This window comes from Cellulomonas sp. P2_F12, assembly GCF_056403775.1.
The window spans coordinates 399,079-422,919 of record NZ_JBFUEV010000003.1 but is presented as its reverse complement, the minus strand read 5'-3'; the positions used below and the strand labels follow the sequence as shown (position 1 = coordinate 422,919).

18 protein-coding genes are annotated in these 23,841 nt (G+C 73.8%); 7 read left to right on the top strand and 11 right to left on the bottom strand.

Annotation, left to right across the window (positions count from 1 at the left end; all coding sequences use genetic code 11):
• The first annotated feature begins 118 nt into the window (after positions 1-118).
• The 4 genes from AC1DWH_RS10070 (at position 119) to AC1DWH_RS10055 (ending at position 3,432) form a co-directional block, all read left to right on the top strand.
• Positions 119-892, top strand: a complete 774-nt coding sequence (locus AC1DWH_RS10070) for an amino acid ABC transporter ATP-binding protein (protein WP_477093544.1) — start codon at positions 119-121, stop codon at positions 890-892.
• Positions 893-954: 62 nt separating this feature from the next.
• Positions 955-1,818, top strand: coding sequence for a glutamate ABC transporter substrate-binding protein (locus AC1DWH_RS10065; RefSeq protein WP_477093543.1), 864 nt, complete (start codon positions 955-957; stop codon positions 1,816-1,818).
• Positions 1,819-1,885: 67 nt separating this feature from the next.
• On the top strand, positions 1,886-2,575 hold the full coding sequence (locus tag AC1DWH_RS10060; RefSeq protein ID WP_477093542.1) for an amino acid ABC transporter permease: 690 nt from the start codon (positions 1,886-1,888) through the stop codon (positions 2,573-2,575).
• Positions 2,572-3,432 (top strand): amino acid ABC transporter permease, encoded by an 861-nt coding sequence (locus tag AC1DWH_RS10055; protein ID WP_477093541.1) that lies wholly within the window; start codon positions 2,572-2,574, stop codon positions 3,430-3,432. The genes AC1DWH_RS10060 and AC1DWH_RS10055 overlap by 4 nt, the downstream gene beginning before the upstream one ends.
• A gap of 29 nt (positions 3,433-3,461) precedes the next feature.
• On the opposite strand, the gene rny is transcribed toward AC1DWH_RS10055, so the two are convergent.
• From rny to AC1DWH_RS10025, 6 genes are all read right to left on the bottom strand, one after another.
• Positions 3,462-4,961, bottom strand: a complete 1,500-nt coding sequence (gene rny / locus AC1DWH_RS10050) for a ribonuclease Y (RefSeq protein WP_477093540.1) — start codon at positions 4,959-4,961, stop codon at positions 3,462-3,464.
• A 131-nt stretch (positions 4,962-5,092) separates the two neighbouring features.
• Positions 5,093-5,581, bottom strand: a complete 489-nt coding sequence (locus tag AC1DWH_RS10045) for a regulatory protein RecX (RefSeq protein ID WP_477093539.1) — start codon at positions 5,579-5,581, stop codon at positions 5,093-5,095.
• Between the two features lie 101 nt (positions 5,582-5,682).
• Positions 5,683-6,723 (bottom strand): recombinase RecA, encoded by a 1,041-nt coding sequence (gene recA, locus AC1DWH_RS10040; protein WP_456846756.1) that lies wholly within the window; start codon positions 6,721-6,723, stop codon positions 5,683-5,685.
• Between the two features lie 209 nt (positions 6,724-6,932).
• On the bottom strand, positions 6,933-7,709 hold the full coding sequence (locus AC1DWH_RS10035) for an MBL fold metallo-hydrolase (RefSeq protein WP_477093538.1): 777 nt from the start codon (positions 7,707-7,709) through the stop codon (positions 6,933-6,935).
• Positions 7,706-9,781, bottom strand: a complete 2,076-nt coding sequence (locus AC1DWH_RS10030) for an alkaline phosphatase family protein (protein ID WP_477093537.1) — start codon at positions 9,779-9,781, stop codon at positions 7,706-7,708. The genes AC1DWH_RS10035 and AC1DWH_RS10030 overlap by 4 nt, the downstream gene beginning before the upstream one ends.
• A 12-nt stretch (positions 9,782-9,793) precedes the next feature.
• Positions 9,794-10,027 (bottom strand): DUF3046 domain-containing protein, encoded by a 234-nt coding sequence (locus AC1DWH_RS10025; protein WP_456846759.1) that lies wholly within the window; start codon positions 10,025-10,027, stop codon positions 9,794-9,796.
• A 61-nt stretch (positions 10,028-10,088) separates the two neighbouring features.
• On the opposite strand from AC1DWH_RS10025, the gene AC1DWH_RS10020 reads away from it, so the two are divergent.
• Together AC1DWH_RS10020 and AC1DWH_RS10015 are read left to right on the top strand one after the other, a co-directional pair.
• On the top strand, positions 10,089-14,960 hold the full coding sequence (locus AC1DWH_RS10020; protein WP_477093536.1) for an ATP-dependent helicase: 4,872 nt from the start codon (positions 10,089-10,091) through the stop codon (positions 14,958-14,960).
• Positions 14,961-15,033: 73 nt separating this feature from the next.
• Positions 15,034-15,795, top strand: a complete 762-nt coding sequence (locus AC1DWH_RS10015) for an Fpg/Nei family DNA glycosylase (RefSeq protein WP_477093535.1) — start codon at positions 15,034-15,036, stop codon at positions 15,793-15,795.
• A 153-nt stretch (positions 15,796-15,948) separates the two neighbouring features.
• Here AC1DWH_RS10015 and AC1DWH_RS10010 read toward each other — a convergent pair whose 3' ends face one another.
• The 3 genes from AC1DWH_RS10010 to pgsA all read right to left on the bottom strand — a co-directional run bounded on the left by AC1DWH_RS10010 (position 15,949) and on the right by pgsA (position 17,593).
• Positions 15,949-16,290, bottom strand: coding sequence for a helix-turn-helix domain-containing protein (locus AC1DWH_RS10010; protein WP_056021088.1), 342 nt, complete (start codon positions 16,288-16,290; stop codon positions 15,949-15,951).
• Between the two features lie 216 nt (positions 16,291-16,506).
• Positions 16,507-16,980 (bottom strand): CinA family protein, encoded by a 474-nt coding sequence (locus AC1DWH_RS10005; protein WP_477093534.1) that lies wholly within the window; start codon positions 16,978-16,980, stop codon positions 16,507-16,509.
• A 1-nt stretch (position 16,981) separates the two neighbouring features.
• Complete coding sequence (gene pgsA, locus AC1DWH_RS10000; protein WP_456844836.1) at positions 16,982-17,593, bottom strand: CDP-diacylglycerol--glycerol-3-phosphate 3-phosphatidyltransferase; 612 nt, start codon at positions 17,591-17,593, stop codon at positions 16,982-16,984.
• Between the two features lie 55 nt (positions 17,594-17,648).
• On the opposite strand from pgsA, the gene AC1DWH_RS09995 reads away from it, so the two are divergent.
• Positions 17,649-18,962, top strand: a complete 1,314-nt coding sequence (locus AC1DWH_RS09995; protein WP_477093533.1) for a CapA family protein — start codon at positions 17,649-17,651, stop codon at positions 18,960-18,962.
• Here AC1DWH_RS09995 and AC1DWH_RS09990 read toward each other — a convergent pair.
• Together AC1DWH_RS09990 and AC1DWH_RS09985 are read right to left on the bottom strand one after the other, a co-directional pair.
• On the bottom strand, positions 18,952-21,150 hold the full coding sequence (locus AC1DWH_RS09990; RefSeq protein WP_477093532.1) for a putative bifunctional diguanylate cyclase/phosphodiesterase: 2,199 nt from the start codon (positions 21,148-21,150) through the stop codon (positions 18,952-18,954). The two genes, AC1DWH_RS09995 and AC1DWH_RS09990, sit on opposite strands and share 11 nt — an antisense overlap.
• Entirely contained in the window at positions 21,147-23,675 is a 2,529-nt protein-coding gene (locus AC1DWH_RS09985; RefSeq protein ID WP_477093531.1) for an FtsK/SpoIIIE family DNA translocase, read from the bottom strand. The genes AC1DWH_RS09990 and AC1DWH_RS09985 overlap by 4 nt, the downstream gene beginning before the upstream one ends.
• Positions 23,676-23,841: the final 166 nt, after the last annotated feature.

Below are 23,841 nucleotides of genomic sequence, written 5' to 3'. Positions count from 1 at the left end.
ACCAGGGTACGGCGACCGCGTCGGAGGTCCCGCATCGAGCACGTCCCTTGACGATCCGGTGGCCGGATCGTGACTGTAAGCGCTCGCCAGATCGGACGTTCCGCCCTAGGTTCGATCAATGGGGGACCACTCAGACGCGCCGACCGACCATCCGAGCGACGCCCTCGTGGAGCTGCGGGGCGTCGACAAGCACTTCGGCTCACTGCACGTGCTGCAGCACATCGACCTCACCGTGCGTCGCGGCGAGGTCGTCGTCGTCATCGGGCCGTCGGGCAGCGGCAAGTCCACGCTGTGCCGGACGATCAACCGCCTGGAGACCATCGACTCCGGCACCATCCGCCTCGACGGCGAGCCCCTGCCCGCGGAGGGGCGCGCGCTCGCCCGGCTGCGGGCCGACGTCGGCATGGTCTTCCAGTCCTTCAACCTCTTCGCGCACAAGACCGTCCTGCAGAATGTCGTGCTGGGCCAGGTCAAGGCGAAGGGCGTCAAGCCGGCGAAGGCCCGCGAGATCGCGCTCGACCTCCTCGACCGCGTCGGCGTCCGGGACCAGGCCGACAAGCTCCCGGCGCAGCTCTCCGGCGGTCAGCAGCAGCGGGTCGCCATCGCGCGTGCCCTCGCCATGCAGCCGAAGGTGATGCTCTTCGACGAGCCGACGTCCGCGCTCGACCCCGAGATGATCAACGAGGTCCTCGACGTCATGGTCGGCCTCGCGCGCGACGGGATGACCATGATCGTCGTCACCCACGAGATGGGCTTCGCCCGCAAGGCCGCGAACCGCGTCGTCTTCATGGACGGCGGCCAGATCGTCGAGGAGGCGGACCCCGAGACGTTCTTCACGGCCCCGGCGAGCGACCGCGCCCGTGACTTCCTCTCCAAGATCCTCACCCACTAGGCCCGACGAGACCCCGGACGAACCGACACCGCACACACACACACACAACAAGGGGACACATCATGCGTAGAGGACGACTGGTACTCACCCTGGCGGCAGCCGCCACGCTCTCCCTGGCCGGTTGCTCGAGCGGCGACGACGACAACGAGGCGGGCTCGACCAGCGACTCGTCGGCCAGCAGCGGAGGCGCCGAGGGCACGATCAAGATCGGCATCAAGTTCGACCAGCCCGGCCTGGGCTACCAGGACGGCAGCGAGTACACCGGCTTCGACGTCGACGTCGCGAAGTACGTCGCGGGCGAGCTCGGGTACGGCGAGGACCAGATCGAGTGGGTCCAGTCGCCGTCCGCCCAGCGCGAGACCCTGCTGCAGAACGGCCAGGTCGACATGATCTTCGCCACCTACTCGATCACCGACAAGCGCAAGGAGGTCGTCTCCTTCGCCGGTCCGTACTTCGTCGCCGGGCAGGACCTCCTGGTCGCCGCCGATGACGACTCCATCACCGGCCCCGAGGACCTCGAGGGCAAGAACCTCTGCTCGGTGACCGGGTCCACGTCGGCCCAGCGCATCAAGGACGACTACGCCACCGGCACCAACCTGCTCGAGCAGCCTGGGTACGCCGAGTGCGTCACGGCCCTGACCGCCGGGACCGTCGACGCCGTGACGACCGACGACATCATCCTGGCGGGCCTGGCCGCCGTGCCGGCCAACAAGGGGAAGGTCAAGGTCGTCGGCAACCCGTTCTCCGAGGAGAACTACGGGGTCGGCATCCCGAAGGGCAGCGACCAGTGCGAGGCCATCAACACGGCCATCAGCAAGATGATCGACGACGGCACCTGGCAGGAGCTGCTCGACAAGAACGTCGGCGCCTCCGGCTACAAGGCCAACGACGCGCTGAACCCCCCGACGCCCGCCGCCTGCGCCTGACCCTCCTCCCGGGGGCTCGCGCGGTGATCGCGCGGGCCCCCGGGACCTCCGAGAGCAAGGAGCGCCGGTGGACGACGGCTTCCTCCAGCAGTTCGTGTCGCTGTTCGGCGAGTTCGACGTGCCCGCCGCGTTCTGGGTCAACATCCAGCTGACCTTCTACGCGGGCATCCTCGCCCTGGTCCTGGGCACCCTGCTGGCGACCATGCGGATCTCCCCCGTCCCGAGCCTGCGCTGGGCCGGGTCGACCTACGTCACGCTGCTCCGGAACACGCCCCTGACGATCATCATGGTGTTCTGCGTCCTGGGACTCTGGGGGCAGCTCGGGTTCACGCTCTCGGCCAGCTTCGAGACGAACTTCTTCCGGCTCGCCATCCTCGCCCTGGCCGTCTACCACGCCGCGTTCGTCTGCGAGGCCCTGCGGTCGGGCGTGAACACCGTGCCCGTCGGTCAGGCCGAGGCGGCGCGCGCGATCGGGCTGTCGTTCTGGCCCGCGGCGCGGCTGATCATCCTGCCGCAGGCGTTCCGCGGCTCCGTGGCACCGCTGGGCAACGTGCTCATCGCGCTCACCAAGAACTCGACGGTCGCGTCCGCAGCCGGCGTCGCCGAGGCGTCCGGCCTGATGAAGACCATGATCGAGTTCCGGCCCGACGTCATCGTCGCGATCTTCCTCACCTTCGCACTGGGCTTCGTGCTCATCGTCGTGCCGATCGGCCTGGCGACCACCGCGCTCTCCCGACGTCTGGCGGTGGCCCGATGAGCACCCTGTTCGACGTCCCCGGCCCGGTCGCCCGTCGCCGCATGGTCTGGGTCAACATCGCGGCGACCGTCGTCGTGGTCGGGATCGGCGTCTGGGTGCTGGCGCGGCTGGGCGCCAAGGGGCAGCTCGACCCGGCCCTTTGGAAGCCGTTCCTCACCGCCAACCCGTGGACCAACTACCTGCTCCCCGGCCTGCGCGACACCCTCAAGGCCGCCGGGATCTCCATCGTCACGTCCGCGATCTTCGGGTTCGTCTTCGGGCTCGGACGGCTCTCCGCGTCGCGCGCCGTGCGCACGGTCAGCGGCACGATCGTCGAGTTCTTCCGCGCCGTCCCGGTGCTGCTCATGATGATCTTCTTCTACCTGGGTCTCGGGCAGATGCGGGTGCTCGAGCCGTCCGACGTGCCGCTGGTCGCGGTCGTCCTCGGTCTCACGTTCTACAACGGCTCCGTGTTCGCCGAGCTCGTCCGGTCCGGCGTGCACAGCCTGCCGCGGGGACAGCGCGAGGCCGCCCTGGCGATCGGGCTCCGGGACGGTCAGTCGCTGCGGATCGTCGAGGTCCCGCAGGCGCTCATCGCGATGCTGCCCGCGATCGCAAGCCAGCTCGTCGTGATCCTCAAGGACACCGCGCTCGGCGTCATCATCACGTACCCGGAGCTGCTCGACGCCGCCCGGCGGTTCGGGTCCGGGAACGGGAACATCCTGCAGTCGCTGGTCGTCGCGGCGCTCATCTTCATCGTCATCAACTACGCGTTGACGCGGCTGGCGTCCCTGCTCGCCGGACGGGTCGGGAAGCGCACCGCCGGGCGGCCGCGGGCCGAGGCACCGAGTCTCGTCGTCGCGACCGGCAAGGACTGACCCCGGCCCAAGGACGACCTGCTCGGGCGTCAGCCCGCCGTCGCGCTCGCGCGCATCTCCCGGACGACCGTCACCTTGATCTCGCCCGGGTAGGCCAGGTCCGCCTCGATGTGCCGGGCAATCGCCACGGCCAGCTGCGGGAGCGCATAGTCGTCCACCTCGGACGGCTCCACCACGACCCGGACCTCGCGGCCCGCCGACATGGCAAGCGCCCGACGGACCCCCGCGTGCGCGGTGACCAGCTGCTCGAGCTTGTCGATGCGCTCGACGTACTGGTCCAGCTCCTCGCGCCGAGCCCCGGGGCGGGCGGCCGAGATCGCGTCCGCGACCTGCACGAGGACCGCCTCGACCGTCTCCGGCGGCACCTCGTCGTGGTGTGCGGCGATCGCGTTGACCACGGTCGCCGACTCCCCGTGCCGACGCGCCAAGTCCGCACCCACCAGGGCGTGCGTGCCCGGGACCTCGGCCGTCAGTGCCTTGCCCAGGTCGTGCAGGAGCGCGCCGCGACGAGCGACCTCGACGTCGGCGCCGACCTCCGCGGCGATCGCGGCGGCGAGCACGGCCGACTCCACCAGGTGCTCGAGCACGTTCTGCCCGTAGGACGTGCGGAGCCGCAGCCGTCCCAGCGTCCGGACCAGCGTCGGGTGCAGGCCCCGCACGCCCGCGCGCTCGGCGGCGTCGTGGCCTGCGGCGTCGGTCCGCTCCTCCGCCCCGGCCAGCGCCTCGGCGTACGCCTGCTCGATGCGCTGGGGGTGGATGCGACCGTCGGCCATGAGCGCCTCGAGCGCCACCTGGGCGACCTCCCGGCGCTCGGTGTCGAAGCAGGAGAGCACGACCGCGTCCGGCTGGTCGTCGATGAGCACGTTCACGCCGGTCAGCGCCTCGAAGGACCGGATGTTGCGGCCCTCCTTGCCGATGATCCGGCCCTTCATCTCGTCCGAGGGGAGCGCCAGGACGGTCAGGGCGGACTGGGTGCTTGTCGGGACGGCGAGCCGCTGGACCGCGGTCGTCACGATGCGCCGGGCGCGCCCCTCCGCCGTGCGCCGCGCCTGCGCCTCGGCTCGCCGCACCTGCGTGGCGGCGTCGTTCTGGGCGTCCTCGACGATCCGTCGGGTCAGCTCGGCACGCGCGTCCTCCGCGGTCAGGCCCGCGACGGACTCGACCTCCGCCAGCGCGGCACGCTCCGCCTCCGTCGCGCGCACGGTTGCCGCGCGCTCGGCGTCCTCGACCAGCCGAGCGCTCGCCCGGCGCGCCTCGGCCGCTGCCTCGGCGTCGACGCGTGCACGACGCTGCAGCTCGTCGACCTCGGCCCGGTCGCCGGCCAGCACCTGCTCGCGCTCCGTCAGCCGGCCCTCACGCCGCTCGACGTCGGCCAGCATCGTGCGGGCGTCGTCCTTGATCGAGGCGACGTCCCGCTCCGCGCGGGCACGCTGCACGCCCGCCTCCCGGCGAGCCACCAGCACGAGCACGAGGGCGACGAGACAGGCGCCGAGCAGCCCCACGATGGTCGCGATCGCGCCTGCATCCACGTCGTTCTCCTGGTCCGGCCACGTCCGACGCGCATCGGGGCCGGTGCGCGGTCGGGCCATTCTCCCTCACGCGGACCCACTCCCTGCGACAACGCCACCCGGCCGGACCTGGGGTTCCCGGAGCCGGACGGTCAGCCGACCGGGTCCGAGCCGTCGAGGCCGTCCACGCCGTCGACCCCCGGGAGCTCCTCGCGCACCAGCCGTGCGACGAGCCCGGGCGAGTACCCCTTGCGGCCGAGCGCGGCGAGGGTCCGGCGGGCGCGCGTCTGCGCGTCCAGCCCCGAGGTCGACCGCAGCTTGCGGCGCACGAGGTCCCGGGCGGCGGTCTCCTCGTCGTCGGAGTCCACCTGCTCGAGCGCCTCACCGGCCAGCTCGTCGTCGATCCCCCGACGCCGGAGCTCGACCGCGATCGCCCGTCGGGACAGTCCGCGCTCGGAGTGGCGGGTGCGGACGAGCATCCGCGCGTACTCGGCGTCGTCGATCAGCCCGACCTCGGTGAACCGGTCGAGCACCCGGTGCGCGACGTCCTCGGGGACGTCCTTGCGGGCCATCGCGTCGGCGAGCTGGGACCGGCTGCGCGCCGACGAGGTCAGGAGCCGCAGCGCGATCGCCCGCGCCACGGACTCCTGGTCCGGCTCGGCATCGTGTGCCGCCGAGCCCGTCGGGGGCGGCTCGCTCCCGCTCCACCCCCGACGTCGGGTACCACTCGTCATGCCAGGACTCAGAAGTCGACGACAGGAGTCGGGTCGGCCGGCGCGTCGACGCGGGCGCCGATGCCGAGCTTCTCCTTGATCTTCTTGTCGAGCTCGTTGGCCAGGTCCGGGTTGTCCTTGAGGAAGGACCGGGCGTTCTCCTTGCCCTGACCCAGCTGGTCACCCTCGTACGTGTACCAGGCGCCCGACTTGCGCACGAAGCCGTGCTCCACGCCCATGTCGATCAGGCTGCCCTCGCGCGAGATGCCGACCCCGTAGAGGATGTCGAACTCCGCCTGCTTGAAGGGCGGGGCCATCTTGTTCTTGACGACCTTCACGCGCGTCCGGTTGCCGACCGCCTCGGTGCCCTCCTTGAGGGTCTCGATGCGGCGGATGTCCAGGCGGACCGAGGCGTAGAACTTGAGCGCCTTGCCACCCGTGGTGGTCTCCGGCGAGCCGAAGAACACGCCGATCTTCTCGCGCAGCTGGTTGATGAAGATCGCCGTGGTGCCGGACTGGTTGAGCGCACCGGTGATCTTGCGCAGCGCCTGCGACATGAGGCGGGCCTGGAGGCCGACGTGGCTGTCGCCCATCTCGCCCTCGATCTCCGCCTTGGGCACCAGCGCGGCGACCGAGTCGATGACGACGACGTCGATCGCGCCGGAGCGGATCAGCATGTCCATGATCTCGAGCGCCTGCTCACCGGTGTCCGGCTGCGAGACGAGCAGCGCGTCGGTGTCGACGCCCAGCTTCTTGGCGTACTCCGGGTCCAGCGCGTGCTCGGCGTCGATGAAGGCGGCGATGCCGCCGGCCCGCTGGGCGTTGGCCACGGCGTGCAGCGCGACGGTCGTCTTGCCCGAGGACTCCGGGCCGTAGATCTCCACGACGCGGCCGCGGGGCAGCCCGCCGATGCCGAGCGCGACGTCCAGCGCGATGGAGCCGGTGGGGATGACCTCGACGGGGGCACGCCCGTCGTCGCCGAGGCGCATGATCGACCCCTTGCCGAACTGGCGGTCGATCTGGCTGAGTGCGGCCTCGAGGGCCTTGGCACGATCCTGGGGTGCGGGCATGTCCGACCTCGTCTGTCTCGAGCAGCGGTTCGCTGCGGTACGGGGGCTGGTCTCGTCGCGAGTGACGCTATGTCCGACCACCGACATCCCGACCGGGCCACCCTCGACCCCGTGGATCCGACGTCCGCCGGAAGGGGCTGTGGGAGGCTCGGTCGCTCACCCGCAGAACCACACTAGCCGAACAGATGTTCGATGCGCGCGACACGCCGTCAGCGTGTCGCGGACACCTCGATCTGCTCCCCGGGCATCACCACGTGCACCTGCAGGTCGGGCGCGACGCGTGCCGCGGCCGCGGCGAAGGCCGGTCCCGCGCGGTCCATCCAGCCCGGCGGCAGGCGTCGCGACACGGGTGCGTGCAGCGTCCCCCAGTGCACCGGGATCGCCGCACGAGCGCCGACCGCCACGCAGGCCCGCACGGCCTGCGTGGGGTCCATGTGCCCGCCCGACAGGCGCGGACCCCAGCCGCCGACCGGCACCAGCGCGAGGTCGATCGGCCCACCCGCGAGCGCGGGGACGTCGGCCATCGCCGCGAACGGCGCGGTGTCCCCGGCGAACCAGATGCGGACGTCGTCGGTCGCCACCACGAAGCCGTGCGTCGAGTTGGGCCGGTGCGGCATCGGCCGGTCCACGTGGATCGCCGGCACCAGGCGGACCCGCAGCGAGGAGCCCGGGACCGTGTACCACTCGATGTCCGTCAGCCCCAGCGCCCCGGAGATGCCGCGACCCCGCAGCCATCGCGCGTTCGCCGGGGCGCTGAGCACCGGGACGTCGTCGAGCAGGCGCAGCGAGCCGAGCTCCGCGTGGTCGTGGTGCAGGTGGGAGATCAGGACAGCGTCGGTCCCCTGCCAGTCGGCCGGCTGGGGGGCCGCCCCGCGACGACGCAGCAGTCCCGCGTGCCGCCGCAGCAGCGGGTCGGTGAGCACCCGCACCCCGTCCAGGTCGAGCACCGTGCTCGCGTGACCCAGCCAGCGGACCAGCAGGGTCACGGGCGCAGACCGGCGGCGTCCGCCCAGCGGACCAGCTGCTCGTGGACCGCCTCCGCGCCGACCAGGATCTCGTCGTCGCCGACCGGCTCGCGCAGCTCGTCGGCCATCTGCCAGGCCGTCGGGTGCAGCAGGAAGGCGTGGTTCTGCGCGCCGCCGATGCCGCCGTGCGAGCCGACCTGCCCCTCGAAGGCGTGCACGTGCCCGCGGTCGGTCACGGTCGAGATCAGGAGCAGGTCCCCGGTGTGCGGCAGCCGGGCCGCGCGCACGAGGTCGGCGCGACCGCGCGGGCCGTACGGCGCCAGCGGGTCCTCGCCCTCGGGCTCGGCGCCCGGCTGCTCCAGCAGCACCAGCCCGCGGGGGCCGATCGCGACGAGCCCGCGTGCCTCGGTGTCGACGACGACGACGCCGACCCCCGACCGCTCGGCGAGCCCGGTGACCAGGCCGGGCCAGCGCGCCTGGAAGTCCTCGAGCGTCAGCCGGTGCGGCACCTGCGGGAACCACACGAGACCGAGGTTCCCGGAGCCGACGGTGACCACGTCGGGCAGGTCGTCGCCACCCGCCGGCTGCTTCGGGCGACCCTGGTCGGGGCCGAGGACGGTCGAGCCGCGGGACAGGTTCAGGGCGCTGTTGACCAGGGCGTTGAGCAGGCCCCAGTCCTCGCCGGTGTCGCTCTCGACACCGTCCGCGGCGGGCTCCGCCATGAGCGCGCGCACCGACTCGAGCAGCGTCTCCCCCCCGAGCTGCTGGTACGTGGCACCCAGCGCCTGGCCGTGGTCGGAGAGCACGACGATCTGGTAGTCGCGCGGCGCGACCGCCACCACGCGCTCCAGCGTGCCCAGCACCCGGTCGAGGCCCTCGAGCGACCGCAGGGACTCCGGCCGCGTGGGTCCGGCGTGGTGCGCGATCTCGTCGTAGTCCACGAGGTCGACGTAGATGGTCGGGGCGCCGCGCAGCAGGGCCTCGGCGACCAGCGAGGTGTTCAGGTCGCGCAGGAGCACGTTGGTGATCCCCCGCAGCACGACGTACCAGCCGGCGCGCGAGATGCGCGGCTCGACCTCGCGCACCCGCTGGCGGTGGGCTTGGTAGAGCTCCTTGAACATCTCGCCCACCGACAGGCTCAGCGCCCGGGCGAGGACGAAGGGGCTGGCGAAGAAGCGCACGTAGGCCGGACCGGGACCGAGGCCACCCTCCGGACCCTTGGTGCGCGACCGGCTCATCACCACGAAGGCGGTCTCGGCGTCGCCCGAGAACATGGTGGACACGGCCGTCCCGCCGCCGGCGAGGAGCCCCTTGCCGGTGGTGAGTCGCTGCTCCACGAGGGCGGCGTCCTCCGGGTGGTTGGTGACGACGAGCCGGCCGAGGTCCCGGTCCCACCAGCGGAACGCCGGGATCTGCGACGAGTCGCCGTGCAGCAGCCCCGCCTGGCTCGCGGGGGTGGTCGACGGGATCCGGGCCCACCAGCCCTCGAGCGAGTGGCTGCCCGTGCTGATCCAGCGCTCCACGTTGGGCGCGAGCCCGGCCTCGATGGCCTCCCGCAGGACGGGCTCGGCCACCCCGTCGAGCTGCACGACCAGCATCCCGGCCGGACGTGGCTCGCCCGCCGTCGGCGCCCGGACGCCCTCGCGGCGCGCCTGCCGACGCGCCCGCCGCACGAGGTCGGACACGACGTAGTCGCTGTTGCTCGCGCCGATCGCCCATCGGCCGATCGCCATGACGATCGCGGTGAGCAGGAGCACGCCGAGCACGGACCACAGGTTGTCGACGTCGATGCCGGGGACCAGCGAGAGCGCGGCCCAGAGCACGGCGACCTGCGCGAGCAGGCCGAGACCCAGGGCCAGCGCGGCACTGCCCCGGCGGGCGAGGAAGCGCAGCGGCGCGCGGAGCAGCAGGTCGCCCACCGCGACGACGGCGGCCGCGAGCACGACCGCCCACGGGTCGTCGGCGCGGACGCCGTCGATCAGCCACACGGCGACGGCGAGGCCCAGGGTGGTCGTGACGAGCGTGAGCACGGCCTCCCCGATGTCGCGCAGGGTGGGGACCCAGGTGGGGGTGCGGGTGCCGGTCGACGTCATCAGGGGTCTCTCCTAGGCCCGCGGGGGCGCCGGACGGCGGGCGTCGGCCCCCCAGCGTGCGTTCTCGGGGATCTCGAGCTCGTCGCACAGGGCGTGCCACACGGTGCGCGGCTCGACGTTGTCGTCGAGCGCCTGGATCGCGGTGCGCTGGTCCAGCCCCCGCAGCACGAGCTCACGCGTGAGCTCCCGGCCGTGCGCGTTGCCGAGCACCTCGTCCACCAGCTGCCAGAACTCTCGAAGCCTCACGGGGACACACTGCCACCCCGCGGGGCGCGCAGGTGTCGGTGGTGGCCGACAGAATGGCCCGGTGGTGCTGAGGAGCTTCTCCGAGCCGACCCGGACGTGGTTCACGGGTGCGTTCGCCGAGCCCACGGCCGCCCAGCTGGGCGCGTGGTCCGCGGTCGCCGGCGGCGACCACGCGCTCGTCGTCGCCCCCACGGGGTCCGGCAAGACGCTCGCGGCGTTCCTGTGGGCGCTCGACGGGCTGCTGACGGGGCAGGCTCCGGACGACCCGGTCGAGCGCTGCCGCGTCGTCTACGTCTCCCCGCTGAAGGCCCTGGCGACGGACGTCGAACGGAACCTGCGCTCCCCGCTGGTCGGCATCCGGCAGGCCGCCACCCGTCTCGGGCTGACCCTGCCCGACGTGAGCGTCGGGATCCGCACCGGCGACACCCCCCCGAACGAGCGACGGGCCTTCGCGACGAAGCCCCCGGACATCCTCATCACCACGCCCGAGTCGCTGTACCTCGTGCTGACGTCGGGCGCCCGCGCGGGTCTCGCGGGCGTGCGCACGGTGATCATCGACGAGATCCACGCCGTCGCCGGGACCAAGCGCGGCGCGCACCTGGCCCTCTCGCTCGAACGCCTCGACGCGATGCTCGACCACCCCGGGGGCCCGGGCCCGGCGCAGCGGATCGGGCTGTCGGCCACCGTGCGGCCGGTCGAGGCCGTCGCGGAGTTCCTCGGGGGCAACCGCTCACGCGAGGACCGGGGGCGGTCGGTCGTCGTCGTGCAGCCCCCGTCGACCAAGAAGATCGTGGTCGACGTCGTGGTCCCGGTCCCGGACCTGTCCGACCTGCGCAGCGCGGGGCCGGCCGAGGAGGACCTGACCGGCGCCGCGGCCGGCGAGCTCCCGCGCCCGTCCATCTGGCCGCATGTCGAGGAGCGCGTGGTCGACCTCGTCGCGCAGCACCGCTCCACGCTCGTCTTCACCAACTCGCGCCGGGGTGCCGAGCGGCTCACCGCCCGCATGAACGAGGTGTGGGCCGAACGGTCCGGGGCGGACGTGCCCGATCCCGCCACGTTCCGCGCGGCCGCCGTGCCGGGGCAGTCGGGCACCGCCGTCGGCGTCGACACCCGGGAGGCGGCGACCATCCTGGCGCGCGCACACCACGGCTCGATGAGCCGCGCGGAGCGCACCCGCACCGAGTCCGAGCTCAAGGCCGGTCTGCTGCCCGCGGTGGTCGCGACCAGCTCGCTGGAGCTCGGGATCGACATGGGCGCCATCGACCTCGTGGTGCAGGTCGGATCGCCCCCGTCGGTCGCCAGCGGGCTCCAGCGCGTCGGCCGTGCCGGGCACCAGGTGGGTGCCGTGTCGCGCGGGATCGTGTTCCCGACGTTCCGCGGCGAGCTCGTGCCCGCGGCGGTGACCGCGCAGCGCATGCGGGACGGGGCCCTCGAGGCCCTCCGGATCCCGCACAACCCGCTCGACGTGCTCGCGCAGCAGATCGTCGCGATGGTCGCGGTGGAGGACTGGTCGCTCGACGACCTGTCGGCCGTCGTGCGCCGGGCGTCGCCGTTCTCCGGGCTGGGCGAGGCGACGTTGCGCGCGGTGCTCGACATGCTCGCGGGTCGGTACCCGAGCGAGGAGTTCGCGGAGCTGCGGCCCCGGCTCGTGTGGGACCGCGTGCGCGACGTGCTCAGCGGCCGGCCGGGGGCTCTGCGCCTGGCGGTGACCAGCGGCGGGACCATCCCGGACCGGGGCATGTACGGCGTCTTCCTGGCCAGCAGCGCGACCACCAGCGACGTGCCCGTCGACGCCGAGCGTGCCGGCGGCGCGGTCCGCGGCGGCAAGCGGGTGGGCGAGCTCGACGAGGAGATGGTCTACGAGTCGCGCGTCGGCGACATGTTCACCCTGGGCTCCAGCACATGGCGGATCGACGACATCACGCCCGACCGCGTGCTGGTCACGCCCGCCCCCGGCGTGCCCGGGCGGCTGCCGTTCTGGAAGGGCGACGCCCCCGGCCGCCCGGCCGAGCTGGGGCAGGCGATGGGCGCGTGGGTGCGGGAGCTGGGCACGCTGAGCCCCGAGGGCGCCCGCGCGCGGATCGAGGGCGCCGGCCTGGACCCGTGGGCCGCGGACAACCTGCTGACCTACCTGACCGAGCAGCGCGAGGCCACCGGCGAGGTCCCGTCCGACGCGGTCCTGGTGGTCGAGCGGTTCCGCGACGAGCTCGGCGACTGGCGTGTCGTCGTGCACTCCCCGTATGGCGCGCGGGTGCACGCCCCCTGGGCGATCGTCATCGGCGCACGCCTGCGCGAGCGGTACGGGGTCGACGCCGCGGCCATGCACTCGAACGACGGCATCGTGCTGCGCCTGCCCGACATGCTCGACGCGGGCGGCGACCTCGGGTTCGGCGTGGACGACCCGTGGGCGGACTCGACCGGTCCGGCGATCGACATGGCCGACCTGCTGATCGAGCCGGACGAGGTGCTGGACGCGGTCCGGGCCGAGCTCGGCTCGTCGGCGATGTTCGGGGCTCGGTTCCGCGAGGCGGCCGGCCGCGCGCTGCTGCTCCCCCGCCGCCGCCCCGACCGCCGCCAGCCGCTGTGGCAGCAGCGCCAGCGGTCGGCCCAGCTGCTCGCGGTGGCCTCGGAGTACCCGGACTTCCCGATCCTGCTGGAGGCCGTCCGCGAGTGCCTGCAGGACGACTTCGACACCGACGCGCTCACCACGCTCATGCGGGACGTCGCGGCCCGGCGGATCCGGGTGGTCGAGGTCACCACGACGCAGCCGTCGCCGTTCGCCCAGTCCCTGCTCTTCGGCTACACCGCGCAGTTCCTCTACGACGGCGACGCCCCGCTGGCCGAGCGCCGCGCGGCCGCCCTGACCCTCGACCCCACGCTGCTCGCCGAGCTGCTCGGCCAGGGCGGCGAGTCGCAGCTGGCCGACCTGCTGGACCCCGACGCCGTGCTGCGGACCGAGGCCGAGCTGAGCGGCCGTGCCCCAGACCGCCAGGCCGGCACGCTCGAGCAGCTCGCCGATGCCGTCCGCCGCCACGGGCCGCTCACCGCCGCCGAGCTGGCCGAGCGCACGAAGCCCGAGGTGCGTGACCAGGTGCCGGCGTGGCTGACGGAGCTCGAGGGCGCCCGCCGGCTGATCCGGGTGCGCCTGGGCAGCGTGGCCCCGGAGCGCGCCGAGCAGTGGGCCGCGGTCGAGGACGCCGGGCGGCTGCGCGACGCGTTGGGTGTCGCGCTGCCCGTGGGCGTTCCCGAGGTGTTCACCGAGGTCGTGCCCGACCCGATCGGGGACCTGCTGCGCCGGCACGCCCGCACGCACGGGCCCTTCACGGCTGCGCAGGCCGCCGCCCGGTTCGGCTGGGGGGTCGCCGTGGTGACGGAGACGCTGCGCCGCCTGGACGGCCTCGGGGTGCTGGTCCAGGGTCGGCTGCGCCCGGACGTGCTGGGCGGGACCGGCGACGAGTTCTGCGACGCCGACGTGCTGCGGACGCTGCGCCGCCGCTCGCTCGCCGCGCTGCGGGCCGAGGTCGAGCCGGTCGCCCCGCAGGCGCTCGGGGTCTTCCTGCCCCGCTGGCAGGGCGTCCAGCCGGTCGGACGGTCGGGCCGCAGCTCGGCGACAGGGTCGCTGCGGGGCGTCGACGGGGTCGCCCGGGTGGTCGAGCAGCTGGCCGGCGCGGTCCTGCCCGCGTCGGCGCTCGAGACCCACGTGCTGCCCGCGCGCGTGACCGACTACGACCCGGCGATGCTCGACCAGCTGACGGCGGCGGGCGAGGTGGTGTGGGCCGGCCACGGGTCGCTCGCCGGGCACGACGGCCTGATCTCGCTGCACCCGGCGGGCGTCGCCGACCTCACGCTCCCCCCGGTCGCGCCGGCCCCCGACGGGGCCCTGCACGCCGCGATCCTCGACGCCCTCGGCGGCGGAGGAGCGTGGTTCCTCGGCGCGCTGGCCGAGCGGCTCCGCCGGCTGCGACCCGACGAGGCCTCGCCCAGCCAGGCGGACGTGGCCGCGGCGGTGTGGGACCTGGTCTGGACCGGCCACGTGACCAACGACGGCCTCGCGCCGCTGCGCGCGTGGCTGGGCAGCGGAAGCACGGCGCACCGGACGCGTGCCGCGACTCCCCGCGGTCGTCCGCTGCGCCCGCGGCTCGGCCTGCGCGCCGCGGTCCAGCTGGCCGGCGACCCCGGCACCCGGTCGTCCGCCCTCGGCCTCGACGGCGCCGCGAGCGGTGGCCGGTGGTCGCTGCTCCCCGCGCGCGAGGTCGACCCCACGCTCCGGGCTCACGCGCTCGCCGCGCAGCTGCTCGACCGCCACGGCATCCTCACCCGCGCCGTCGCGCCCGCCGAGGGCATCGGCGCCCGGTTCGCCGACGTGTACCGCGTGCTGTCGGCGCTCGAGCAGGGCGGCCAGGTGCGCCGCGGCTACTTCGTGGAGCGCCTCGGCGGCTCCCAGTTCGCGCTACCGGGGGCGGTCGACCGGCTCCGGGTCGACGCGCAGGTCATCGAGCGGTCGGCGGACGAGCACGCGCCCCACGAGGACCAGGTCGTCGTGCTCGCCGCGACCGACCCCGCCAACCCGTACGGCGCCTCGCTCCCGTGGCCGGCTCCGGGGCCGCAGACCGAGGACGCCGGCACGGGTCGGCACCGACCGGGCCGCAAGGGCGGGGCGCTCGTCGTGCTCGTCGACGGTGCCCTGGTGCTCTACCTCGAGCGCGGCGGCCGCACGGTCCTGTCGTTCACCACCGACGCCCGCGTCCTCACGGCGGCCGCCGACGGCCTGGCGTCGACCGTGCGCGCGCGACGCAGCGGCCAGCTCACGATCGTGCGGGTCGACGGCGTCGAGGTCCTCGCCGGCGCCCTGCACGGCACGCTCGGGCAGGCGCTCGTCGCCGCCGGGTTCGCGACCACCCCGCGGGGCCTGCGGCTGCGGGACCGGCCGTGACCGCCCGGCCTGACCGGTGGGTCCGGTCGTGACGGCCCGGCGCCGGCGGGTCCGGTCGTGACGGAGCGGGCCCGTGCCTGAGGGCGACATCCTGCGCCGGACCGCCGACCGGTTCCAGCTCGCTCTCGCCGACCGGGTGGTCACGCGGTCGGACCTGCGCTGGCCCAGCGCCGCGACCGTCGACCTGGTCGGCCGGACCGTGCTGGAGACCCGGTCGTACGGCAAGCACCTGCTCACCCGGTTCGACGACGGCCGCACCCTGCACACGCACCTGCGCATGGAGGGCCGGTGGCGGATCGCGCGGAGCGACACCGACGGCGCCTCGGCACGCTCGCCGCACGTCCGGGCCGTGCTCGGGAACGCGGAGTGGACCGCCGTGGGTCTCGACCTCGGCATGCTCGACGTCCTGCGCACCCGGGACGAGCACACGGTGATCGGCCACCTGGGCCCGGACCTGCTCGGCGAGACCGTCGACGTGGACGAGGCGCTGCGGCGCTGGGCGGCCCGCGGCTCCACCCCGGTCGCGGAGGTGCTGCTCGACCAGACGGTCGTCGCGGGGATCGGCACCATCTTCGCGGCCGAGTCCCTGTTCGCCGAGCGCCTGTGGCCGTGGACCCCGGCCGACCAGATCGGGGCCCCCGCGCGGTTGCTCGCGGTGGCCCGCCGCCAGCTGCAACGCTCCGTCGCCGACGGACGGCCGCCGGGGCACGTGCACGGGAGGCTGCGCGAGCCGTGCCACCGCTGCGGCACCCGGATCGCGGTCGCGCAGGCGCGCAAGCCCCCGATGGAGCGCCCGATCTTCTACTGCCCGCGGTGCCAGCAGAGCCCGCGCTAGCTCCTCGGGAACGAGCAACGGCCCGCGGACGGATGTCCACGGACCGCGCAGGACGACGCGCGGACACCATCGTCCGGCGTCACGGGCGCACCACAAGTGCCCCGTGGATCGGGCACACGCGCCCGATCAGGCAAAGACGGCCGAGGCCGTCGATCAGCCGATGGCTGCGAGCTCCGACCGCGACCGCGCCCAGCCGGAGTCGGCGGCACCGGCCACCGACGCCGCGAGGTCCGCGGGCACCGTGTCGGGGATCAACAGACCCTCGGCGACTGCAACGCGGTCACTGACCTCGCGCAGGACGAGCGACATCGGGACGTCGAGCGCCTCGCAGATGCTGTTGAGCAGCTCCGACGACGCCTCCTTCTGACCTCGCTCCACCTCGCTCAGGTAACCGAGCGACACGCGGGCTGCCGACGACACCTCACGCAGGGTGCGCCCCTGGCGCTGTCGCGCATCCCGCAGCACATCGCCGATCTCTCGACGTAGTACAACCATTCGGGCTCCCCCTCTCGCGTCACGTGCCACATCCGCCCCGGGAGCCGGAGTCCGCTGCGGACCCTTCACCGGGAGGATTCCACCGTACCTTGCACCACCGACACGCGAAGGCAGGCGTCGTGCCGGGGGTCGAGTGCTCATCACGGTCGTTCCAACGATGCGACCCCTTGCAGTGTTCCCGCTGACCGGGCGCGCCACCCAGGGCGAGCCGCAGATTCACCCCGATCGGCCCACGAATTCCACCCCCAGCGCCAGCACGGCGTCCACGGACCGGGCGCGGACGGTGGCCCGGTCGCCGGTCAGCCGCAGGGTCCGCACGACGGTCCCGTCGGGGGTGGAGACCGCGACGTGGACGGTGCCGGGCGGGTGCCCGTCCTGCGGGTCGGGTCCGGCCACGCCGGTCGTCGCGAGCCCGACCTCGGCGCCGAGCCGCTCCCGGACGCCGAGCGCCATCGCCTTCGCGACGTCGGGATCGACCGCGCCGCGAGCCGCGAGCAGGGCCGCGTCGACGCCGAGCAGCGTTCCCTTGAGCTCGGTGGCGTAGGCGACGACCGCGCCGCGCAGCACGGCGGACGCGCCGGGCACGTCGACGAGCGTCGCGCAGACGAGCCCGCCGGTCAGCGACTCGGCGACGCCCAGGGTCCAGCCGCGGGCGCCGACGGCCGCGAGCAGCTCGGGAGCGCCCGGCACGTCACAACCCGGCGGCGGGCGGCCGGGCGGCGGTCCGGCGGATCTGCAGCCCGGTCCGCAGGTAGTCCAGGCCGGTCACGACCGTCACCACCAGCGCGGCGGCCATGAGGATCGCCGCGACCACGGACACCCACGTCGGCAGCTGGTCCAGCGGCAGGAGGTAGAGGCCGATGGCGACGGACTGGAGGACCGTCTTGAGCTTGCCGCCCCGGGATGCCGGCAGCACCACGTAGCGCAGCAGGAAGAACCGCATCGCCGTGATGCCGAGCTCCCGGATCAGGATGATGACCGTGACCCACCACGACAGGTCGCCCAGCCACGACAGCAGGATCAGCGCGGTGCCGATGAGCACCTTGTCCGCGATGGGGTCCAGCAGCTTGCCGAAGTTGGTGACCTGGCCGGACCGCCGGGCGAGCCAGCCGTCGAGGCGGTCGGTGGCCGCGGCGAGGGCGAACAGAGCGGTCGCGACGAGCCGGCCGGTCGTGCTGTGCCCGCCGTCGACGAGCAGGGCCCAGGCGAAGAACGGCACCATCGCGATGCGCAGCACCGTGAGCGCGTTCGCCAGGTTCCAGGCGGAGGGCACAGAAGGCGCTGGAGGCACGGCGTCGGACACCCGGACAGCCTAGAGGGGTGCGAGAGGTGGGCCGTCCACGAACTACAGTCCGCGTGTGACCCGCCACGCCCGCGCCGGCCGACGCTCCCCCGTCGTCGTCGGCCTCGCGATCCTGCTGCTCGTGCTCGCGAGCCTCGGCGCCGTCGCGGCGGCCCTTCGGCCGTGGGACTCGACGGTCGCCGCGCAGACGGGCACGCCCGCGCCGCCGCCGGTCAGCCAGACCCCGACGCCGACCCCCACGCCCACGCCGACGGCGGACCCCGACGCCGAGTTCTCGATCGTGGCGGCCGGCGACGTCCTGCCGCACCTGCCCGTCCTCGCCGACGCGCGGACGCCCGGCGGGGGCTACGACTTCGGACCGCTGCTCGCGCCGATGGACCCGTGGGTCCAGGGCGCTGACCTGGCGCTCTGCCACCTCGAGGTGCCGGTCGCGCCCGAGGGCACCCCGCCCAGCGGCTACCCGCTGTTCGGTTCTCCGGCGGAGATCGCCTCGTCGCTGAGGGCGCAGGGCTGGGACGGCTGCTCGACCGCGTCCAACCACTCCGTCGACCGCGGCTTCGCCGGCATCACGGCCACGCTGGACGCCATGGACGCCGCCGGCCTCGGACACGTCGGCACGGCCCGCAGCGCCCTGGAGCAGTCGCAACCGCAGCTGTACACCCTCGAGCGGGCGGGCCAGTCGATCACCGTCGCGCACATCGCCGCCGCGTACGGCACCAACGGCATGCCGATCGACGCCGACAAGCCGTGGTCGGTCAACCTCATCGACGTGCCCGCGATGGTGGCGCAGGCGACGGCGGCGCGCGCGGCCGGTGCCGACCTGGTGATCGCGAGCGTCCACTGCTGCGTGGAGTACCGCACCGAGCCGACGCCCGAGCAGGTCGCGTTCGACCAGCAGCTGGCCGACTCCGGGGTGTTCGACCTGCTCATCGGCCACCACGCGCACGTGCCCCAGCCGGTGGAGCACCTCAGCGGCGGGCCGCGCGGCGAGGGGATGTGGGTGGCCTACGGGCTCGGCAACTACATCTCCAACCAGGACAGCGAGTGCTGCGTGGAGAACACCGACTCCGGGCTGCTGCTCACCGCGCACGTGGAGAGCACGGGCGCGTTCCCCGCGGAGGGGCGCGAGGCCGGACCCGCACGCGTGACCGGGGTCGAGTGGACGCCCGTGACCGTGGACCGGCTGGGCGGGCACCAGGTGCACGCGCTCGTGGACATCGCGGGCGGCACGGGCACGCTCAGCGCCGCGCAGGTGGCGGACCGCCTGGCCCGGGTGGTCGCCGCGGCGGGGACCCAGGCACCGCAGCGGACGACGCCCCTGACGACCACCGGGCCGGCACCCGTCGTGGTCCAGCGCGTCAGCGGCTGATGTCGCCCGGCTGCGCGCTGCCGTACAGCCAGCCCTGCCCGTAGCGCCAGCCGTTGCGGTGCAGGTACTCGGCCTGCTCCTCGTGCTCGATGCCCTCGGCGATGGTCACCATCGCGAGCTCGCGGGCCAGCGCGCCGAGCGCCCGGGCCACCTTGCCCGCGGTGGGGTCCTCGGGGATGCCGGACGTGAAGGACATGTCGAGCTTCACGCCCGCCACCGGCAGGTCGCGCAGGTACGACAGCGGCGAGACGCCGGTGCCGAAGTCGTCGAGCAGGATCGGGACGCCCGCGGCGGACAGCTGCGTGAGCTCGTGCCGGATCCGCGTCCCCGACGCCACCAACGACGACTCGGTGAGCTCGACGACGATCCGCCCGGCCGTCAGGCGGTGCCGGGAGATCTCGCCGAGCAGGGTCGTCGCGAACTCGCCGTCGCCCAGCTGGTCGGCCGACACGTTGACCGACACCCAGCGCGTCCGGTCGTGGATCGAGGCGACGAACTCCACGACGCGCGTGGCCACCAGCTGCCCGAGGGCGACGGACATGCCCGCCTCCTGGATCAGCGAGAGGAACGAGGCCGGCAGCAGCAGCCCGCGCGTGGGGTGCTCCCAGCGCACGAGCGCCTCGTAGCCGACCACCCGCGAGTCGGACAGGTCGACGATCGGCTGGTAGTGGACCACCAGCTGGTCGTTGGAGATCGCCGCGGCGAGCTCGCGGTGCAGGTCGGACGCCGAGCCCATGGTCATCGACGGCTCGTAGACCTCCGTGCGGCTGCGGCCGGAGCCCTTGGCGCGGTAGAGCGCGGCGTCGGCGGCGGCGAGCAGCCCCGGGGCACCGCCCTCGATCGAGTCGGGGTCCGCCAGCGCGATGCCGATGCTCGCCGCGACGGTCAGGCGGCGACGGCCGACGCGGACCTGCTCCAGGAGGCCCGAGTGGATCGCCGCCGCGACCTCGAAGACCGCCCGCGGACCGTCCAGGTCCTGCACGACCACCACGAACTCGTCGCCCCCGAGCCGTGCGACGGTCCCGCGGCGCGCGGTCGCGGCGCGCAGGACTCCCGCGACGTGCACCAGCACCTCGTCGCCCGCGGCGTGCCCGTACCGGTCGTTGATCTCCTTGAACCCGTCGAGGTCGCACGCGAGCACGGCCACACGGTCGACCACGCCGGGCTGCTCGAGCACCGACTGCAGGACCTCCTGCAGGAGCGTGCGGTTCGCCAGTCCGGTCAGCGGGTCGTGCATGGCCCGGTGGGTGAGCATCTCGGCCTGCAGCCGGGACTCGGTCGAGTCGCGGACCTGGACGACGAAGTGGTCGGGTGCCCCGGTCGGCGTGCGCACCAGCGCGGCGTCGAGCGCGACCCAGACCTGGTGGCCGTCCGCACGCTGGTAGCGCTTCTCGAGGGAGAACCGGTGCTGACCGCCGCCGAGCAGCCGGTCGACCTCGAGGCGCTCGGCGGGCCGCCCCTCGGGCGTGCTGAGGTCCTCCATGCGGTAGCCGCGCAGGGCGCCGACGCTGGTGCCCAGCAGCTCCGCGAACGCCGCGTTGGCCTCGACGATGCGCCACTCGAGGTCCACCAGCGCCATGCCGATGGGGGCGTTCTCCATGGCGACCCGGAACTGCATCTCGCTGCGGGTCAGCGCCGCCTCGACCTCGCGGCGCCCGGTCACGTCGACCAGCGTCGTGAGCACCGCGGCTACGTCGCCGTCGCCCGCGGGGACCAGCTGGCTGGCCACCTGGACCATGCGCGCCTGCGTGGTGTCGGTGCCGGGCAGCGCCACGCCGACCAGCTCGGAGTCGACCGTCCACCCCGCGCGCGCGACGCCGCTGCGGTGGCCCAGCACCGCCGCCGGGTTCATCGCCAGGCCCATCTCGTTGACCAGCACCACGGGGAGGTCACCCACCGAGCGGCCGACCGAGGACGCGGCATCGATGCCGAGGATCGCCGCGGCGCGCTCGGAGATGTCGAGCACCTTGCCGGACAGGGACTGGACGAGCACGCCCTCCTTGGTCACGGCCTGCAGCGCGTCGTACCGGTGCCGCAGCTCGCGCGACAGCTCCAGCAGCTCGTTCGCGCGGCGCACCTGGGCGCGCTGCCTGGCCAGGAGGATGAGCACCGCCACGAGTGCCACGATCGCCACGACGGCGATCACCGTGCTGACGACCCCCAGGGGGCCGGAGGTCGCGACGGTCACCGACCCCCGCCGGACCACTGTCCGGCGTCGTCCTCCTCCGCGCCGTCGAAGTAGTCGGTCGCCACCGGCGGCTCGCCCGGCAGGGCCCCGTCGACGGTCGCGTACCGGTCCTCCTCCTCGCCGGGGGCGCCGCGCAGCATCGCGAGCGTGCCCGCCAGGTCGTCGGGCTGGATCAGCACCTCGCGCGCCTTGGAGCCCTCGGACGGGCCGACGATCTCGCGCGACTCCAGCAGGTCCATGAGCCGACCCGCCTTGGCGAACCCGACGCGCAGCTTGCGCTGCAGCATCGACGTCGAGCCGAACTGCGTGGTGATCACCAGCTCCGCGGCCTGCAGCAGCAGGTCGAGGTCGTCGCCGATGTCATCGTCGACCTGCTTCTTCACCGGGGCCGCCGCGACGTCCTGCCGGTACACGGGCTTGAGCTGCTTCTTCACGTGCTCGACGACGGCGTGGATCTCCGACTCCGACACCCAGGCGCCCTGGGTGCGCATGGGCTTGGCCGCACCCATCGGCAGGAACAGCGCGTCACCCTGCCCGATGAGCTTCTCCGCGCCCGGCTGGTCGAGGACGACCCGCGAGTCGGTGAGGCTGCTGGTCGCGAACGCCAGACGGGACGGGACGTTGGCCTTGATCAGGCCGGTCACGACGTCGACGCTCGGCCGCTGGGTGGCGAGCACCAGGTGGATGCCGGCGGCGCGCGCCAGCTGCGTGATGCGCTGGATCGACGCCTCGACGTCACGCGGGGCGACCATCATGAGGTCGGCCAGCTCGTCGACGACCACCAGCAGGTACGGGTACGTCGCGATCTTGCGCTCGGAGCCCGGCAGCGGCTTGACCTTTCCGGCCCGGACCGCGGTGTTGAAGTCGTCGATGTGCTTGAACCCGAAGTTCGCCAGGTCGTCGTAGCGCGCCTCCATCTCGCGCACCACCCACTCGAGGGCCTCGGCGGCCTTCTTCGGGTTGGTGATGATCGGCGTGATGAGGTGCGGGATGCCCTCGTAGACCGTCAGCTCGACGCGCTTGGGGTCGACGAGCACCATCCGGACCTCGTCGGGCGTCGCGCGCATGAGGATCGAGACGATCATCGAGTTCACGAAGCTGGACTTGCCCGCGCCGGTGGCGCCCGCGACCAGCAGGTGGGGCATCTTGGCGAGGTTGGCGGTGACGTAGCCGCCCTCGACGTCCTTGCCGACGCCGATGACCATCGGGTGCTCGGTGCGCTTGGCGGCGCTGGAGCGCAGCACGTCGCCCAGCGACACGGTCTCGCGGTCGGTGTTCGGGATCTCGATGCCGATGGCGGACTTGCCGGGGATCGGCGACAGGATCCGCACGTCGGCGCTGGCCACCGCGTACGCGATGTTCTTGCTCAGCGCGGTGACCCGCTCGACCTTGACGGACCGACCCAGCTCGACCTCGTAGCGCGTGACGGTCGGGCCGCGCGTGAAGCCCGTGACCTGCGCGTCGATCTCGAAGGCCTCGAGCACGGACGTGAGGGACTCGACCACCCGGTCGTTCGCGGCCGAGCGGACCTTGTGCGGCGCACCCTTGGCCAGCGCGTCCTCGGCCGGGAGCGTGTAGAGGACGTCTCCGCCGAGCATGGGCTGCTCGCCCCGCGGGACCGGCGTCGTCTCGGGCGCCACGAGCGGCGTCTTGGCGACCACCGTCGTCGGCACCGTGTCCGGGGCCGCGTCGCGTGCCGCCTGCGCCTCGGCCTCGGCCTCGGCGGCGGCGACGATGGCCGCGCGCGCGAACGCCTCGTCGCCGTCGTACCCGTCGAGCCGGGTGTCCTCCGGCTCCTCGACGGCCTCCGCGCGCCGGCGCCGGCGCGCCAGCAGTCCTCGCTTGGCCGGCGGCGCCTCGATCTCCGGCACGGCGGTGTGCAGCGCGTTGATGACGAGCGGGGCGTCGTCCTCGACCTCGTCGGCGTCGGCCGCCGGGGCGCGGTGGTTGCCCGTGAGCCGGTCGTAGACGCCGCGCAGCCGCGGGATCACCTGGTGCACCGGGGTCGCGGTGACGACGAGGACGCCGAAGAACGCCAGCAGGATCAGCAGGACGACGGCCACACCCGGCGTGAGCAGGCTGGCGAGCGGGGTCCCGACCAGGAAGCCGACGATGCCGCCGGCGGCACGCAGCGCGGCGAAGTCGTCGGTGCCCGGCAGGCCGGCGGCGATCTGCACGAGGCCGCACACCGCCAGCGTGATGGCGCCCAGCCCGATGACGATGCGGCCGTTGGCCTCGACGCGCTCGGGGTGCCGCATGAGCCGGATGGCCAGCCCGAGCAGCACGACCGGCACGACGACGCCGACCTTGCCGAACGTCCCGGCGACCACGTTGTGCACGAGGGTCCCGGCCGTACCGGACAGGTCCCACCACTCCCGGGCGGCGATGATGATCGCGAGGCCGAGCAGGGTGAACGCCAGGCCGTCCCGGCGGTGCGACGGGTCCAGGTCCTTGGCGCCCCGGCCGACGCGGCGGGCGGTGCCGCCGACGAGGTGGGCGGCCCCCATGAATGTGCCCTTCACCATCCGCACCGGCAGCGCCGGTCGGTGTGGCGGCGGGGCCGGCTTGCGGGTCTGCGGTCGGGAGGAGCCCGACTGCTTTCCGGCGGCGCGCGACGTCGTCGGCGCACCGGACCGGGCGCGTGGGTTGGACGTACGAGTCGCCATGGTCCTCAAAGTAGCCGGGGCTGCC